Source organism: Pseudomonas sp. P106(2024), from assembly GCF_057480815.1.
Genome location: NZ_JBLIYU010000009.1, coordinates 88,671 through 103,081, shown reverse-complemented (window position 1 = coordinate 103,081; position 14,411 = coordinate 88,671). Strand labels below are relative to the sequence as shown.

Annotated in this window: 16 protein-coding genes; 7 read left to right on the top strand and 9 right to left on the bottom strand. The window is 62.5% G+C overall.

Annotated elements, in window-relative coordinates; genetic code table 11:
• Positions 1–53 precede the first annotated feature (53 nt).
• On the top strand, positions 54–884 hold the full coding sequence (queF, locus tag AC25M7_RS16230; protein ID WP_486971271.1) for an NADPH-dependent 7-cyano-7-deazaguanine reductase QueF: 831 nt from the start codon (positions 54–56) through the stop codon (positions 882–884).
• A gap of 33 nt (positions 885–917) precedes the next feature.
• Here queF and AC25M7_RS16225 read toward each other — a convergent pair whose 3' ends face one another.
• The gene (locus AC25M7_RS16225) at positions 918–1,181 is read right to left on the bottom strand and encodes a DUF4404 family protein (RefSeq protein ID WP_186597072.1); all 264 of its coding nucleotides are present in this window, start codon (positions 1,179–1,181) and stop codon (positions 918–920) included.
• A 123-nt stretch (positions 1,182–1,304) separates the two neighbouring features.
• Positions 1,305–1,856, bottom strand: coding sequence for an HAD superfamily inactivated hydrolase PcrP (pcrP, locus tag AC25M7_RS16220; RefSeq protein ID WP_486971270.1), 552 nt, complete (start codon positions 1,854–1,856; stop codon positions 1,305–1,307).
• A 188-nt stretch (positions 1,857–2,044) separates the two neighbouring features.
• Here pcrP and AC25M7_RS16215 point away from each other — a divergent pair, with 188 nt between their 5' ends.
• Positions 2,045–2,752 (top strand): MlaA family lipoprotein, encoded by a 708-nt coding sequence (locus tag AC25M7_RS16215; protein WP_028692718.1) that lies wholly within the window; start codon positions 2,045–2,047, stop codon positions 2,750–2,752.
• 51 nt (positions 2,753–2,803) lie between these two features.
• On the opposite strand, the gene AC25M7_RS16210 is transcribed toward AC25M7_RS16215, so the two are convergent.
• On the bottom strand, positions 2,804–3,103 hold the full coding sequence (locus AC25M7_RS16210) for a PilZ domain-containing protein (protein ID WP_028692717.1): 300 nt from the start codon (positions 3,101–3,103) through the stop codon (positions 2,804–2,806).
• Between the two features lie 269 nt (positions 3,104–3,372).
• Here AC25M7_RS16210 and rssB point away from each other — a divergent pair, with 269 nt between their 5' ends.
• Positions 3,373–4,557, top strand: coding sequence for a two-component system response regulator RssB (rssB, locus tag AC25M7_RS16205; protein ID WP_028692716.1), 1,185 nt, complete (start codon positions 3,373–3,375; stop codon positions 4,555–4,557).
• Positions 4,554–5,036: an anti-sigma factor antagonist RssC gene (gene rssC / locus AC25M7_RS16200; RefSeq protein WP_028692715.1), complete on the top strand. Its 483-nt coding sequence runs from the start codon at positions 4,554–4,556 to the stop codon at positions 5,034–5,036. Before rssB ends, rssC begins: the two co-directional genes overlap by 4 nt.
• A gap of 46 nt (positions 5,037–5,082) precedes the next feature.
• Here the strand turns inward: rssC and AC25M7_RS16195 are convergent, their stop codons facing one another.
• The 5 genes from AC25M7_RS16195 to AC25M7_RS16175 form a co-directional block, all read right to left on the bottom strand.
• The gene (locus AC25M7_RS16195; protein ID WP_486971269.1) at positions 5,083–6,936 is read right to left on the bottom strand and encodes an alkaline phosphatase D family protein; all 1,854 of its coding nucleotides are present in this window, start codon (positions 6,934–6,936) and stop codon (positions 5,083–5,085) included.
• 197 nt (positions 6,937–7,133) lie between these two features.
• Positions 7,134–8,054, bottom strand: coding sequence for a transaldolase (tal, locus tag AC25M7_RS16190; RefSeq protein ID WP_486971268.1), 921 nt, complete (start codon positions 8,052–8,054; stop codon positions 7,134–7,136).
• A gap of 214 nt (positions 8,055–8,268) precedes the next feature.
• A complete protein-coding gene (gene dusA / locus AC25M7_RS16185) occupies positions 8,269–9,276 on the bottom strand; it encodes a tRNA dihydrouridine(20/20a) synthase DusA (protein ID WP_486971267.1) in 1,008 nt (335 codons plus the stop codon).
• A gap of 273 nt (positions 9,277–9,549) precedes the next feature.
• Positions 9,550–9,819: a DUF3077 domain-containing protein gene (locus AC25M7_RS16180; protein WP_486971266.1), complete on the bottom strand. Its 270-nt coding sequence runs from the start codon at positions 9,817–9,819 to the stop codon at positions 9,550–9,552.
• 137 nt (positions 9,820–9,956) lie between these two features.
• The gene (locus AC25M7_RS16175; protein WP_069016663.1) at positions 9,957–10,202 is read right to left on the bottom strand and encodes a hypothetical protein; all 246 of its coding nucleotides are present in this window, start codon (positions 10,200–10,202) and stop codon (positions 9,957–9,959) included.
• A gap of 397 nt (positions 10,203–10,599) precedes the next feature.
• On the opposite strand from AC25M7_RS16175, the gene AC25M7_RS16170 reads away from it, so the two are divergent.
• On the top strand, positions 10,600–11,412 hold the full coding sequence (locus AC25M7_RS16170; protein ID WP_069016662.1) for a DNA adenine methylase: 813 nt from the start codon (positions 10,600–10,602) through the stop codon (positions 11,410–11,412).
• Positions 11,413–11,839: 427 nt separating this feature from the next.
• Here the strand turns inward: AC25M7_RS16170 and AC25M7_RS16165 are convergent, their stop codons facing one another.
• A complete protein-coding gene (locus AC25M7_RS16165) occupies positions 11,840–12,529 on the bottom strand; it encodes an SOS response-associated peptidase family protein (RefSeq protein WP_486971265.1) in 690 nt (229 codons plus the stop codon).
• A gap of 107 nt (positions 12,530–12,636) precedes the next feature.
• On the opposite strand from AC25M7_RS16165, the gene AC25M7_RS16160 reads away from it, so the two are divergent.
• Positions 12,637–13,065 carry a LexA family protein gene (locus AC25M7_RS16160; protein WP_486971264.1) on the top strand — a complete coding sequence of 143 codons (429 nt, stop codon included), beginning with the start codon at positions 12,637–12,639 and terminating at the stop codon, positions 13,063–13,065.
• Positions 13,055–14,326, top strand: a complete 1,272-nt coding sequence (gene umuC, locus AC25M7_RS16155; protein WP_486971263.1) for a translesion error-prone DNA polymerase V subunit UmuC — start codon at positions 13,055–13,057, stop codon at positions 14,324–14,326. Before AC25M7_RS16160 ends, umuC begins: the two co-directional genes overlap by 11 nt.
• Positions 14,327–14,411 lie beyond the last annotated feature (85 nt).

The window sequence follows — 14,411 nt, the reverse complement described above, 5'->3', positions numbered from 1 at the left end:
CGGGGTGCAAAACCGGTAGACTAGGGCAATTTCGAACCTTCAGGTCAGTTTCCATGCATCCCGCCGCCGAACACTCCCCGCTGGGCAAGTCCAGCGAATACATCGCCACCTACACCCCTTCGCTGCTGTTCCCGATTCCCCGCCTGGCCAAATGGGCCGAGCTGGGCGTGAGTGGCGACGCGCTGCCGTGGCAGGGCGTGGACTTCTGGAACTGCTTCGAACTGTCCTGGCTGCTGCCCTCGGGCAAGCCGGTGGTGGCCATCGGTGAGTTCGCCATCCCGTGCGATTCGCCGAACATCATCGAGTCCAAGTCCTTCAAGCTGTACCTCAACTCGTTGAACCAGACGGTGTTCGAGTCGGTGGAGGCGTTGCAGGCGTGCCTGGTGCGGGATCTGTCCGCCGCAGCCGGCAAGCCGGTCGGGGTCAAGGTCAGCACCCTGGCCGAGGTAGAGGGGCAGGGCGTGACCACGCTGCCGGGCCAGTGTATCGACGCGCTGGATGTGAACATCAGCAACTACGAGCAGCCGCAACCGGAGCTGCTGCGTTGCGCGCCGGAGCGCGTGGTGGAAGAGACCGTGCACAGCCACCTGCTCAAATCCAACTGCCCGGTCACCGGCCAACCGGACTGGGGTAGCGTGGTGGTGGAGTACAAGGGGCAGGCGCTGGATCATGCCAGCCTGCTGACCTACCTGATCAGTTTTCGCCAGCATGCCGACTTCCACGAACAATGCGTGGAGCGGATCTACCTGGACCTGAAGAACCTGCTCAAGCCTGAGCACCTGACGGTGTATGCACGCTACGTGCGCCGCGGTGGGCTGGATATCAACCCGTACCGCAGCACTGGGGCGATCAGCCCCCAGAACCTGCGATTGGTGCGTCAGTAATGTAATGGGGCCGCGTTTGCGGCCCCATTCGGTTCAGATCCCCATGCTGTGCAGGTGATTGGCGATATTGCGCAGGATGGCGGTAAGGTCTGGGTGATCGGCCTCGAAACGTTCAACGGCGGTATTGACCCCATCGACCAGGTTGTTGTCGTTGGTCGCTTCCTCGAGCTTGATCTGGGCTTCGATCTGCTGCATCAGTTCATGCAGGTGTTCGCGCTCTTCCAGCGAGAGCGGTGGATTGCGGTCCAGTTGCTCGCGCAGGCTATCGAGTTGCTCTTGCAGTTCGCGGGCAGGCATTGTTCGTTCTCCATCAATGACTTGGCAAGCCATGGACCTCGGCGACACGGTAAAGGTTCTGGCCTGCCTTCTAGCGTAATCCACCTGCCGCAGCTTTGCATGACCCGCATCAACGGGGATGTATCAGGGTTTCTCGCCCCTGTGCCGGCGCTGGGCAATGTCCGCAAGGCAGGTGTCGAGGGATTCCAGGTGATCGATCACCGAGTGCACGCCCAGGCCGAATAGCGCCAGGGTCGCCTTGCCACGGGTGCGCTCCTGTTCCTGCCGGGTCATGGCCTGCCATTGACTGGGGCCGAGGTCGCAGGCCGCCAGGCCCACCGTCCACAGGCCGGCGTTGAGCCCGGCCTGCAGCAACCGTGGCTCACCGCTGACCAGCACGCAGCCTTCCAGGCGCTGGCTGTCGAGGCTCATCAGCGCCTGCCAGCAGGCGTTGGGCGCCGGCCATTTGCAGCCGTTGACCAGATGGCCCGGTAGCCAGCCGGGCAGCACGCTGCTCAGGCGCTTGCCCTGGGCGGCGCTGAGCTCGTCGAGCCAGATGCACGGCACCGCCTGCGCGCGCAGGCGGTGAAGGGAGTCGAGGGCGCCGGGGGCGGGCAGGGGGCTGCCGTCGTTTGCCTGGACCAGGCAGCCGTGCAGTCCGAACAGCACGGCGGTGAAGGCGGGTGCGTCTTGCATGGCAACGTCCCTAAATACCCCGCAAGCTACCCGGCGATTGTGACCAAGGGATGACGACTACAGTTGTTCACGAAATCTTGACAGAGATATGTAAAACTACCGTTCAGCCAGCAAGCCAGTATACTTGCGCCCTATCGAGCAGCGCGCCATAGGCCGTTGCCGCCGTGAAATCCGATGGAGAAACATCTATGCGTAGGATCGGTGCCGGAGTGATCGAGCGAGTCACCCAGGCCTGTGTCTGCGCCAGCTTGCTGCTGGCGCCCGTGGCAGCCACCCAGGCGGCAACCGAGGAGGATCCGTGGGAGTCGGTCAACCGACCGATCTTCAGGTTCAACGATGTCCTCGACACCTATGCCCTCAAGCCGCTGGCCCAGGGTTACCAGTACGTCACCCCGCAGTTCCTCGAGGATGGCATCCACAACATCTTCCGCAACCTGGGCGACGTCACCAACCTGGCCAACAACGTGCTGCAGCTCAAGCCTCGAGCGGCGGGCATCGACACGGCGCGGCTGATCGTCAACACCACCTTCGGCCTGGGCGGTTTCTTCGACGTCGGCACCAAGATGGGCCTGCAGCGCAGCGACGAGGACTTCGGCCAGACCCTCGGCTACTGGGGCGTGCCCAGCGGGCCGTACGTGGTCATTCCGTTCCTTGGCCCGAGCACCGTGCGTGACGGCCTGGCCAAGTACCCGGACACCTACACCGAACCCTACCGCTACATCGACCATGTGCCGACCCGCAACTCGATCTTCGCGATGGACGTGATCGACACCCGCGCCAGCCTGCTGTCGGCGGAGAAGCTGATCCAGGGCGACAAGTACATCTTCCTGCGCAATGCCTACCTGCAGAACCGCGAGTTCAAGGTCAAGGACGGCCAGGTCGAAGACGACTTCTGATCGACCGGCTTACGAAAAAGGCGACCTTCGGGTCGCCTTTTTCGTAACAGTTCAATGCATGGCCAGGATGCGCAGGCCGAACTTCTGCGCGCCGCCGGGCTGGTCGGCGATCCACACCACTTCGGTGCTGGCGTGCAGGCCGGCGAGGGCGGCGTGGTCGGAGTCGATGCGCACCTCGAGCTGGTCGCCCACTTTGAATCGCTGCGGTGCCTGGACCTGCATGCCGCTGCTGGAGAGGTCGATGCACACGGCACTGATCACCTGGCCGGCGTGCAGCAGGCTGACCTCGGCTTCAATGCGCATGCGTATGAAATCGCGTTTTTCGCTGTAATCCACGGGGGGCTGGGACATGCTTGCATCCTTTCGTCAGGTTGCGCCGATGTGCTTTCTTATAACGCCGGGTGATTTGCCCTGTAAAGTGCGGGGGAGTCTTCCTTGCCATGCTTGAAACGCCAGGCGGATGGGAGTACCGTCAGCGCCTTACAGGGCACCTCGCTATTTGCCGGACCAGTCTTCTTGTCCTACAACTCAAATAGAGAGTGGCTAAAGAGCATTCCAGTAGCCGTCTGTCGGTCTTTCACAGTCGCTACGCCAACCCAAATCTGGCGCCGTTCGCCCACATGCAGAAACCCAGTGCAACGCTGCTGATCATCGATGACGACGAGGTGGTCCGTGCCAGTCTCGCCGCCTATCTGGAAGACAGCGGCTTCAGCGTCCTTCAGGCCGGCAACGGCCAGCAGGGCCTCCAGGTCTTCGAAGCACACCAGCCCGACCTCGTGATCTGCGATCTGCGCATGCCGCAGATGGGCGGCCTTGAACTGATCCGCCGGATCAGCGAGCGCGCGCCGCAGTTGCCGGTGATCGTGGTGTCCGGTGCCGGCGTCATGAGCGACGCGGTCGAAGCCTTGCGCCTGGGCGCGGCGGACTACCTGATCAAGCCCTTGGAAGACCTGGCCGTGCTCGAGCACTCGGTGCGCCGCGCCCTCGATCGCTCGCGTCTGGTGCTGGAAAACCAGCGCTACCGGGAGAAGCTCGAAGCGGCCAACCGCGAGCTGGAGGCCAGTCTGCACCTGCTGCAGGAGGACCAGACCGCCGGTCGCCAGGTGCAGATGAACATGCTCCCGGAAAACCCCTGGGTGGCTGGCGAGTTCGCCTTCGAGCACCAGATCATTCCGTCGCTGTACCTGTCGGGCGATTTCGCCGACTACTTCCGTGTGGATGACCGGCGCATCGCCTTCTACCTGGCGGACGTCTCCGGTCACGGCGCCTCGTCGGCGTTCGTCACGGTGCTGCTCAAGTTCATGACCACGCGCCTGCTGTTCGAATTCAAGCGTGGCGGTAAAATGCGCGAGTTCAAGCCTTCGCAGGTGCTCAGCCACATCAACCGTGGGCTGATCAACTGCAAGCTGGGCAAGCATGTGACCATGGTCGGTGGCGTCATCGACGAGGACACCGGCCTGCTCACCTACAGCGTCGGCGGCCACTTGCCGCTGCCGGTGCTGTACACCCCGGGCCAGGCCCGCTACCTCGAAGGCCGCGGCCTGCCGGTAGGGTTGTTCGACGAGGCCAGCTACCAGGACCAGGTGCTGGAACTGCCACCGCAGTTCAGCCTCACCCTGATGTCCGATGGCATTCTGGACCTTTTGCCCGGGGACACACTCAAAGATAAGGAAGCGGCCTTGCCGGAAATCGTCAAGGCGGCAGGTGGTAGCCTGGAGGGGCTGCGCCAACGATTCGAATTGGCTACGCTTGGGGAGATGCCGGATGATATCGCCCTATTGGTGTTGAGCAGGAACCTTGAATGAGTACTGGTAGAATCCAGTTCGCCGAGCAGAGCGGGACCTTCGTTCTGAAATTTGTCGGTGAAGTGCGCCTGACCCTGTGTTCGGCGCTGGATGCGACGATCGAGAAGATCTTCACCGCGCTGAACTTCTCGGCCATCGTCATCGACCTGACCGAAACCGAGAGCATCGACAGTACCACCCTCGGCCTGCTGGCCAAGCTGTCGATCCTGTCCCGGCAGAAGGTTGGCCTGCTGCCCACCCTGGTCACCACCAACCCGGACATTTCCCGCCTGCTGCAGTCCATGGGCTTCGACCAGGTGTTCAACATCGTCGACCGGCCGGTGCCGTGCCCGGAATGCCTGACAGACCTGCCATCGCAGGACCAGGACGAGAGCGTGGTGCGTTCCAAGGTGCTGGAGGCGCACAAGATCCTCATGGGCTTGAATGACTCCAACCGAGAAGCGTTCCACGACCTGGTGAGCGCGCTCGAGCGGTCCTGAACCTGCGCTGAACCTGCCGACACCATCGCGGGAGCTTTCGATGGTGTCAGTCCTGGATGAACGCCGTAGCCGGCGAGCCATCCGCATTCAGCTGAAACACCCGCTCCGGCCGCCCCTGGCCATCGAAGAACACCTGCCCCAGCCCCGCGCTGTTCCACAACCGCTCCCCGGCCTTGCTGCGGCTAGGCGTGCGCGGCACCACTTGCATTTCCCGGCGCTTGGTGAACCAGTTGAGCGGCGAGCGCGGTGAGTACAGCCAGCGGTTGAGCCGGTCGAGCACATCCAGCAGGCGCCGGGGAAACTCGTTCTTGATCCCGCTGCTGGTCACCTGCCACAGGTGCGGGCTGCGCTGGCGGTGGCGGATCAGCACTTCGTAGACGAACGAATAATGCACGTCGCCCGACAGCACCACGTAGTGCCCCGGCGTGCGCGAATGGCGGAAGATGTTGAGGATCACCTGCGCCGCGCCGCGATGGGCCATCCAGTTCTCCGCATCCACCAGCAGCGGGTAGCCCAGGGCGCTGAACACCCGCTGCACGGTCTCGATCAGCTTGACCCCGAAGATCGGCGCCGGCGACACGATGATCGCCGAAGGGTGGTCGAGCAGCGCCTGCTGCAGTTCGCTCAGCGCCTCCCAGTCCAGCAGGCCGGAGGGCTTGCCCAGGCTGCTTTCGCTGCGCCAGCGGCGGGTGCGGGTGTCCAGCACCAGCAGCGGCGGGTCGCTGGGCAGCGCGTACTGCCAGCCCTGGAAGCGCAGCAGCTCGCCGATCAGCTCATCCCTTGCCTCGTTCAGTTGCCGGCATTGCCCGACCAGCACCGCGCAACCGTCCGGATCGTTGCCCCAGCCTTGGCACAGCAGGTAGCCGAGCAGGGCGTTGCCGATGATGCGCCGCGAGAACGGATGGCCGTAGGCGGTCTGTTCCCATTGCGCCGACAGGTTCCAGTCGTCGGTGATGTCGTGGTCGTCGAAGATCATCAGGCAGGGCAGGTGGGCCAGCACCCGCGCCACCTGGCCGAGGCCGTCGCGGAACGCCTCGATCAGCGGCAGTTCGCGCTGATAACGGGCCTGGCGCTGCTCGGTCAGGCCCTCTGGCATGTCCATCCGCATCAGCGTCCACGGCAGCGGCGACCAGACCAGCAGGTACATGGCCATGACCTCGGCGAAGGTCACCAGGTGGTTGTCGGCGTTGCTGGACGAGAAGATCGGCTTGCGCTTGCCGCCGAAGAAGCGTTCGCGCAGGGTTTCGTTGCCTTCCTGGGCCGGCAGCAGGTCGGCGCGGTGGTAGTAGCAGGCCGGATGGCGATAGAGCGCGGCGCCGCTGTCGACCAGGGCGCCATCGAGGGCTTCGTCGAACAGGCCCAGACGCTCGATCAGCGTGTGGATGGCACGCAGCATGGGGCCGGCGACATCGTCGGCATAGACTTGGTCACCGCTCATCAGCAGCACGGCGGGGCGTTTTTCAGGGCGCGGATCGGCGGCAAGTAGGCGGTCGGCACACAGCAGGCCGTCGGCGGCCGGATGGTGGGGCTTGCGGCAGGAGCCGTGGAGCAACTGGTCGAGACGATCGCGCAGTACGAAGCTGGGGCGGCTGGCTCCGGAGTAGAGCAGGTGCGGGGCCCAGTCGGCGATGCCCTGGCCGTTGGCCAGGCGCAGGTCGTATTCGAGCGCCACATTGCAGGGCAGCGGGTGGTCGAAGTGGATGTCCAGCAGGTGGATGAAGGCGTGCTGTCCGACCGGGATCACCTCAGCGTGCATCGTGGCGTTGATGCCGGTGTGCTCGAGCAGGAATTCGGGTTGTAGTGGTTGCGAGCCGACCAGCCAGATGGCTAGGCGTTGCGGTTCCAGGCGGCGCAGGATGGGGCCGGCGAGAACGAGGGGGAGCGAAGCGGTGGCGGGCATGGATGGCTCAGGTTCGTGTGATGCTGATGGCCCTATCGCGGGGCAAGCCCGCTCCCACAGGGAATGGGGAATGCGGTGTTTTCATTGTGGGAGCGGGCTTGCCCCGCGATGGCGTCATCGGCCACCCCAACGAAAACGGGCGGGAAATGCTCTGCATTAACCGCCCGTCGATCAAGCCGAAGATGTATCAGGCTTTGTCAGCCAGCCATCAGGGCTTCCAGCTTCTCCTGGTCGCGGGCGAACTGGCGGATGCCTTCGGCCAGCTTCTCGGTGGCCATGGCGTCTTCGTTCATCGCCCAGCGGAACTGGCTTTCGTTCAACTGTTGCTTGGCCTCGCCGGCATTACCCGGCTTGAGCAGGCGCGGCAGTTCGCCCTGGTCGTCCGACAGCTGCTGCAGCAGCTCGGGGCTGATGGTCAGGCGGTCGCAGCCGGCCAGTTGCTCGATCTGGCCGATGTTGCGGAAGCTCGCGCCCATGACCACGGTGTTGTAGCCGTTGGTCTTGTAGTAGTCGTAGATGCGGGTGACCGACTGCACGCCCGGATCCTCGGCGCCGACGTATTCCTTGCCGGTGCTTTTCTTGTACCAGTCGTAGATGCGCCCCACGAACGGCGAGATCAGGAACACCCCGGCATCGGCACAGGCCTGGGCCTGGGCGAAGGAGAACAGCAGGGTGAGGTTGGTCTGGATGCCTTCCTTCTCCAGCTTCTCGGCGGCGCGGATGCCTTCCCAGGTGGAGGCCAGCTTGATCAGTACGCGGTCTTTCGGCACACCGGCCGCTTGGTACAGCTCGATCAGCTGACGGGCCTTTTTCAGCAGCGCCGGCTCGTCGAACGACAGTCGCGCGTCCACCTCGGTGGAGATGCGCCCCGGAATGACCTTGAGAATGCCCGAGCCCACCGACACGGCGAACTTGTCGCAGGCCAGGTCGACATTGCCCTTGGCATCGGCCTTGACCTGCTTGAGCAGGTCGGCGTAACCCGGGATGGCGGCGGCCTTGAGCAGTAGCGAAGGGTTGGTGGTGGCGTCGACCGGCTTGAGGCGGGTGATGGCGTCCAGGTCGCCGGTGTCGGCGACGACGATGGTGAACTGCTTGAGTTGTTCCAGCTTGGAGGTCATGGGCGTGCTCTGTCCTGTGCAATGACTCGACATTACCCGAGCCCCGACAGCCACTCAAGGCCCGTCGCAGGCGTATCGGGAAACCCTTGGAAGCAGCGCGCTCCCCTGTGTAGGAGCGGGCTTGCCCCGCGAAGGGCTGCAAAGCGGCACCGGCCAACGCCAGGGCCGCGGTATAAGGCTAACCCTTCGAGTGCCAACCCCGCCCCAGGTTCCCTCAACGCCCCTGCAACAGCTCGGCAGCCTGGTCCAGCACCTTCAGCGGCTCGCTGGTCTTGTGAATGTCCGCCGACAGCAACTGCCGGAAGCGCCGCGCCCCCGGGAAGCCCTGGCCCAGCCCGAGGATATGCCGGGTGATGTGATGCATCGCGCCGCCGCTTTGCATGTGCGCGACGATGTACGGACGCAGCTTTTCCATCGCCTCGGCCCGGCTGACCACCGGCGCCGCGCTGCCGAACAGCTGCTGGTCGACCTCGGCCAGCAGGTACGGGTTGTGGTACGCCTCGCGCCCGAGCATCACGCCGTCGAAGGTCTGCAGGTGGGTGCGGCACTCGTCGAGGGTCTTGATGCCGCCGTTGAGCACCAGTTCCAGGTCCGGGAAGTCGGCCTTCAGCTGCGCCGCCACGTCATAGCGCAGCGGTGGGATCTCACGGTTCTCCTTGGGCGACAGGCCTTCGAGGATGGCGATGCGCGCATGCACGGTGAAGCTGCGGCACCCGGCGTCGCGCACCTGGCCGACGAAATCGCACAGCTCGGCGTAGCTGTCGCGGCCGTTGATGCCGATGCGGTGCTTGACCGTGACCGGGATGCCGACCGCGTCCTGCATCGCCTTGACGCAATCGGCCACCAGACCCGGATGGCCCATCAGGCAGGCGCCGATCATGTTGTTCTGCACCCGGTCGCTGGGGCAGCCGACGTTGAGGTTGACCTCGTCGTAGCCGGCATCCTCGGCCAGGCGCGCGCAGGCAGCCAGGTCCGCCGGCACGCTGCCGCCCAGTTGCAGGGCCAGCGGGTGCTCGGATGGGTCATGGCGCAGGAAACGCTGGGCGTCGTTGTGCAGCAGGGCGCCGGTGGTGACCATTTCGGTGTAGAGCAGGGCGTGCTGGGAGAGCAGGCGCAGGAAGAATCTACAGTGTCTATCTGTCCAGTCCATCATCGGCGCCACGGAGAAGCGGCGGGATGGCTCGGGGCGCAGGGTAGCGGGTGTGGCGGCTTGAGAATGCATAAGTCTGGGACACGAACTCAGCGAAGCCAGGCGGCGGGGTGCGCTGGCTGGCGATGGAAAGAGTGAATGACGGTCAGTTTACCAAGCATGGCGGGATTCGTCCGGTTTGATCGGCGATCAGCCTCTGCGGTTTTCCACCCTTCGCGACACAAGGCCGCTCGTACAGTGACCGCGCACCCTGTAGGAGCGGCCTTGTGTCGCGAAAGGGTCGCAAAGCGACCCCGGCAGGTCCAAGCCGAACGCCAATGCTCAACACTTTAAACGGGCTGACCTTCAGCGGCTCATCCCCAACTCCGCATCATCCATCAGCGCCTTGGCCAATGCACTCAGGTAATACGCTGCCCAAAGCATCTGCGGCTTTTCCTCCATGATCCCGCTTATGGTCAGGTCACGAACGCAGCCCATCAGTTCCGAGGACTGATCCCGCGCATGCTGGCAAGGGATCCCAGGTTCGATGCAAAACAGCGGATCGGTCTGGCCTTCGCCTTGGTAGAACTTGGTCTTGCCCACGGTGGTGTGGGGTGTGGTGGTGTCTGTGGTCATTATTGGATCTCCCTGAAGTTTTCGCTGCCTGGTCTGTCGCTATCGCGGGGCAAGCCCGCTCCCACGTCGGGGCGCAATGGCGTGGGAGCGGGCTTGCCCCGCGATGACGTCAACTCAGGCGTCACATGCCTTGTGATCTAGTGCAACGGATGCGGCTGCGCGTTCGGCATCTGTACCTGGATCAATGCCGATTCGAGTAGCACGCGCAGTGCCTCCATCTCATGCATGGAGGCCAGCATCAGAATCGAGGCGGGTGACTTGGGCTGCAGTAACACGGCCTGATGCGCCACGCTCTGTGCACACAGGGCGTATTCGGTGGCCTGGATGAGGGTGTCTTCGAGGGAGTGGTGGTTGTGGGGTGGGTCGGGGACGATCTTCAACATCACGATTTTTCTCAATGATGCGGTCACCTGCCTGCTGTCAAACAGAAGGGTGGCAGCTGTACGTGGGTTGACAGACCGGCGAAAATCGTAAAATTCCGGCGCACGCAAGCGTGCCCGCACATACAGCCGCCATAAACGGCAAGCCATACACGATTATTCGTCACAGCCTGTCAAAGCTGTGTCGTTGATATTCAACGACAGCCCGAGACTAGAGCTCTGCCCAAGAGGTCGCAACGGAAAAAACGCGGCAGGAGTATGTTTGGGAAATGGACTACAAGGAAGGGGCAAAATCTGATTGTTGGCGGCTTCAATCGACTATTTTCAGGCAGGTTCGCTCTGCAGCTGAGCTTGATTTCTGGGGCAGGCACCTGCTGGTTGGGCGGTGATACATCTATGCGTGCAGGTTGAAACGCATAGCAGAAAAACAAGTCCGTCCCCGCTTTCCTGCAAGCGCCGCCTGGCCGACCGCTTGATCCCTCTCTTTCCCCCTCATGAATGCTATGTCGAAGTCTTCGCCGGCGGTGCCGCGTTGTACTTCATGCGTCCCCAGGCCGCCCCGGACGAGGTGCTCAACGACCTCAACGGCGACCTGGTGACGCTCTACCGGGTGGTGCAGAACCACCTCGAGGAGTTCGTCCGCCAGTTCAAATGGGCACTCAGCTCCCGGCAGATCTTCGAGTGGCAGAAGATGACTCGCCCCGAGACGCTGACCGACATCCAGCGTGCCGCCCGTTTCTTCTACCTTCAGCAGCACGCCTTCGGCGGCAAGGTCACCGGGCAGACGTTCGGTACCGCTACCACGGGACCGGCCATCAACCTGCTGCGCATCGAGGAGAACCTCTCGGCCGCATGGCAGCGCCTGGCCGGCACCTACGTCGAAAACCTCTCCTGGCAGGATTGCGCCGAGCGCTACGACCGAGCGCACACGTTCTTCTACATGGACCCGCCTTATTGGCAGACCGCCGGCTACGGCGTCGACTTCCCGTTCGAGGAGTACGAGCGTATGGCTGACTTCATGCGGCGCTGCAAAGGCAGGGTGATGGTCAGCATCAACGATCACCCGGACATCCGGCGAGCCTTCGAAGGCTTTCACTTTGAGTGCCTGGATATCCGCTACAGCAACACTAACCAGAGGCAGGGCAAGGCCGAGGTGACTGGCGAGCTGGTGATCATGAATTGGCGGCCTTCAGTATTGGAGCAACTTTTCTAGTTGTAGTAGGTGAATCCATCGCACAACTTCAATGCAGAGGATAAGAAACAAATTGAAGGTCGACATACTTTCTCCAAGATGAGCTCAAGCGCTCAGCGGTTGTGTGAGATGGCTTTATCCTGCGTTGGTGGTGGATTTAATAAAATGTTTTAACTTCTTGTCAATAGTTATTTGTTTGGAGCCCAGCCGGTGGCTGGAGGTCTTGCCGCTAGCCGCATGGTTGTGCTCCAGGGCATGTTCATTTCAACTCTATAAAGTTAAACGGTTAAACGGTTAAACGGTTAAACCGTTTTGTTCATTTGAAGATTGGCCGGGAGGTGGATGTGAAAATTTTTTCAACGCTTTAGCTAAACGTGTCGCTAGGAGGAGAGCAGTATCATAACTTTAGCCGCTAAAATTGCCTGTCCGAATTTCGGCTGCGGTTCACTCAGCCCATAGGTAATAGTAATTCAGGTCCTTGGTTACGGACATTGCCTACCTCCTTGCGAACTGCATGCCACTTGAAATCACCGGCGGCTCGGCAACCGGTTCGCACTATCTCTTCTGCGTGCTCAATCGAGGTGTCTGGCGAGATCCACTCACAGGCAACCTCGGGCGTGAGCACAAGCGGTTTGCGGTCGTGTATATCAACGAGGCCTTGGTCAGCTGCTGCGGTGATGACCACGAAACCGTCACGCTCGTCTGGCTCGATACCGGCGTGGACTTCAGCCAGCGCCGCGAAGAACAGCGGGGCCTGGTCCGCTGCCTGGATGTAGTAGGGCTGCTTGCGCTTTGGGTCCGCAGGATCGGGTATCCACTCGAACCAGCCATTGGCCGGCGCCAAAGCTCGGCCATTCGGCCAAAGCGATTTGAAGAACTTCCCCGTCATCACCGTCTCGGCCCGCGCATTGATCGGGTCGGGCCGCTTCCCCTTCGCCCAGAATGGCGACCATCCCCACTTCACTCGATCGACGCTCAACCCTCCAGGCACTGGCCTTATCAGCTCTACACGGGTAGAGGGCGCCACGTTGTACCGGTTGATCCGCTCATGGTCATACCCGTTGATGACCACCAGATCGAGGGCCAGCTGCCTCAGGTAGTCGTCCATGCTCTCGTAGATCGAGTACCTCCCGCACATACCACACCTCGCTCGTTTGTCGGCTGCCTCGCGTCCGCGCATTGACGCCGGAACGGTCTGACAGTTTACTGTATGAATATACAGCTATTCATTTGAGTTGATCTGCCATGACCATCACCTTCCTTGGCGCGCCGACGGGCGGCCCTGCGCTGCTACCGGTGTACTTGTTCCGTGTGCCGGCCGGATTTCCTTCGCCGGCGGCGGATCATCTGGAGCGTCATATCTCCCTCGACGAGCTGTTCGACCTGCGTGCCCCGCACGTGTACCTGGTGCAGGTGGAGGGCGACAGCATGCAGGGCGCCGGCATTTTCTCGGGCGACCTTCTCATCGTAGACCGCAGCAAGGAGGCTGAGCACGGCGACATCGTGATCGCCGCGATCAACGCCGAGCCCGTCTGCAAGCGCCTGTACCGGCGCAATGGCGTGCTGATCCTGCAGTCGGAGAATCCCGCCTACCCGCCGCGGCACGTCATGGAGGGCGACGACCTGGTCATCTGGGGTGTGGTTCGCTACACCGTGCGCGATCATGCCCAGTGACCAGGTGTTCGCGCTGATCGACTGCAACTCGTTCTATGCAAGCTGCGAGCGCGTGTTCCGGCCGGATCTGGCCAAGACACCCATCGTGGTGCTGAGCAACAATGACGGCTGTGTGATCGCCAGGTCATATGACGCCAAGCCTTACGTGAAGATGGGTGAGCCCTATTTCCAGGCCAAGGAGAAGCTGCGCCGGCATGGCATCGTGGCGTTCTCGTCCAACTATGCGCTGTATGGCGACATGAGTGAGCGGGTCATGTCGCTGATCGAGTCGATGGTGCCGGCGGCCGAGGTCTACTCGATCGACGAATGCTTCGCCGATCTCACGGGTGTGCAGGGGAGCCTGACCCAGTTCGGCCGGGAGGTGCGCGCCAAGGTGTTGCGCTGTACCGGTATCCCCGTCGGTGTGGGGATCGCCCGCACCAAGACCCTGGCAAAGCTCGCTAACCACACGGCGAAGCGCTTGCAGGCGCATACCGGTGGGGTGGTCGATATCACTGATGACTTCAAGCGCGATTGGGTGCTGCGCAACACTGAGGTGAAAGAGGTCTGGGGAATTGGCCGACGGATGACGGCACACCTCGAGGCGATGGGCATCCGCATGGCCATGGATCTGGCGAAGGCAGACCCACGGATGCTGCGCAACAAGTTCAGCGTGGTGGTGGAGAAGACCGCGCGCGAGCTCGCCGGCACACCGTGCCTCGAGCTGGATGAGGCTGACCCGCCGAAGCAGGAGATTTGCTGCAGTCGAATGTTTGGCAAGCGGCTGACGGAGTTGGCGCCGATCAAGCAGGCGGTGGCCACCTACACGGCGCGAGCGGCGGAGAAGCTGCGCGCCCAGGGATCGGTATGCAAGCGCATGCGAGTCAGCATCCGTACTGGGATGTTCAATCCAGACGAAGCCAAGTATGCCAAGGGCGCCTTGGTCGAACTGCCATACCCAACTAACGACACGCTACTGCTCACCAGGGCCGCCACCGAAGCGGCGGGGCAGGTTTACCGCTCAGGCTTCCGCTATAGCAAGGCCGAGGTTTTTTTGATGGATCTGCGGCAGCCGGGGGAGTTCAGTGAGGATCTGTTCGCTGTGACGCAGCCGGCGGCTTGTGATCGGTTGATGTCGATGCTGGACGAGATCAACGGCAAGTACGGCCGAGGGACGATGCGTACGGCCAGCGTCCCCGATACCCCTGATTGGGGGATGCGCCGCGAGATGATGAGTCGTTCGTATACCACGCGGATCGATCAGCTATGGCGAGTCCGGTAGAAAGGCAGCCCAGATCATGGGGCAAAAATGGGGCAAACTGAGCGCCATTCCATGCCCCTCTATGCCCTTTGGGCTCTTCATTGGC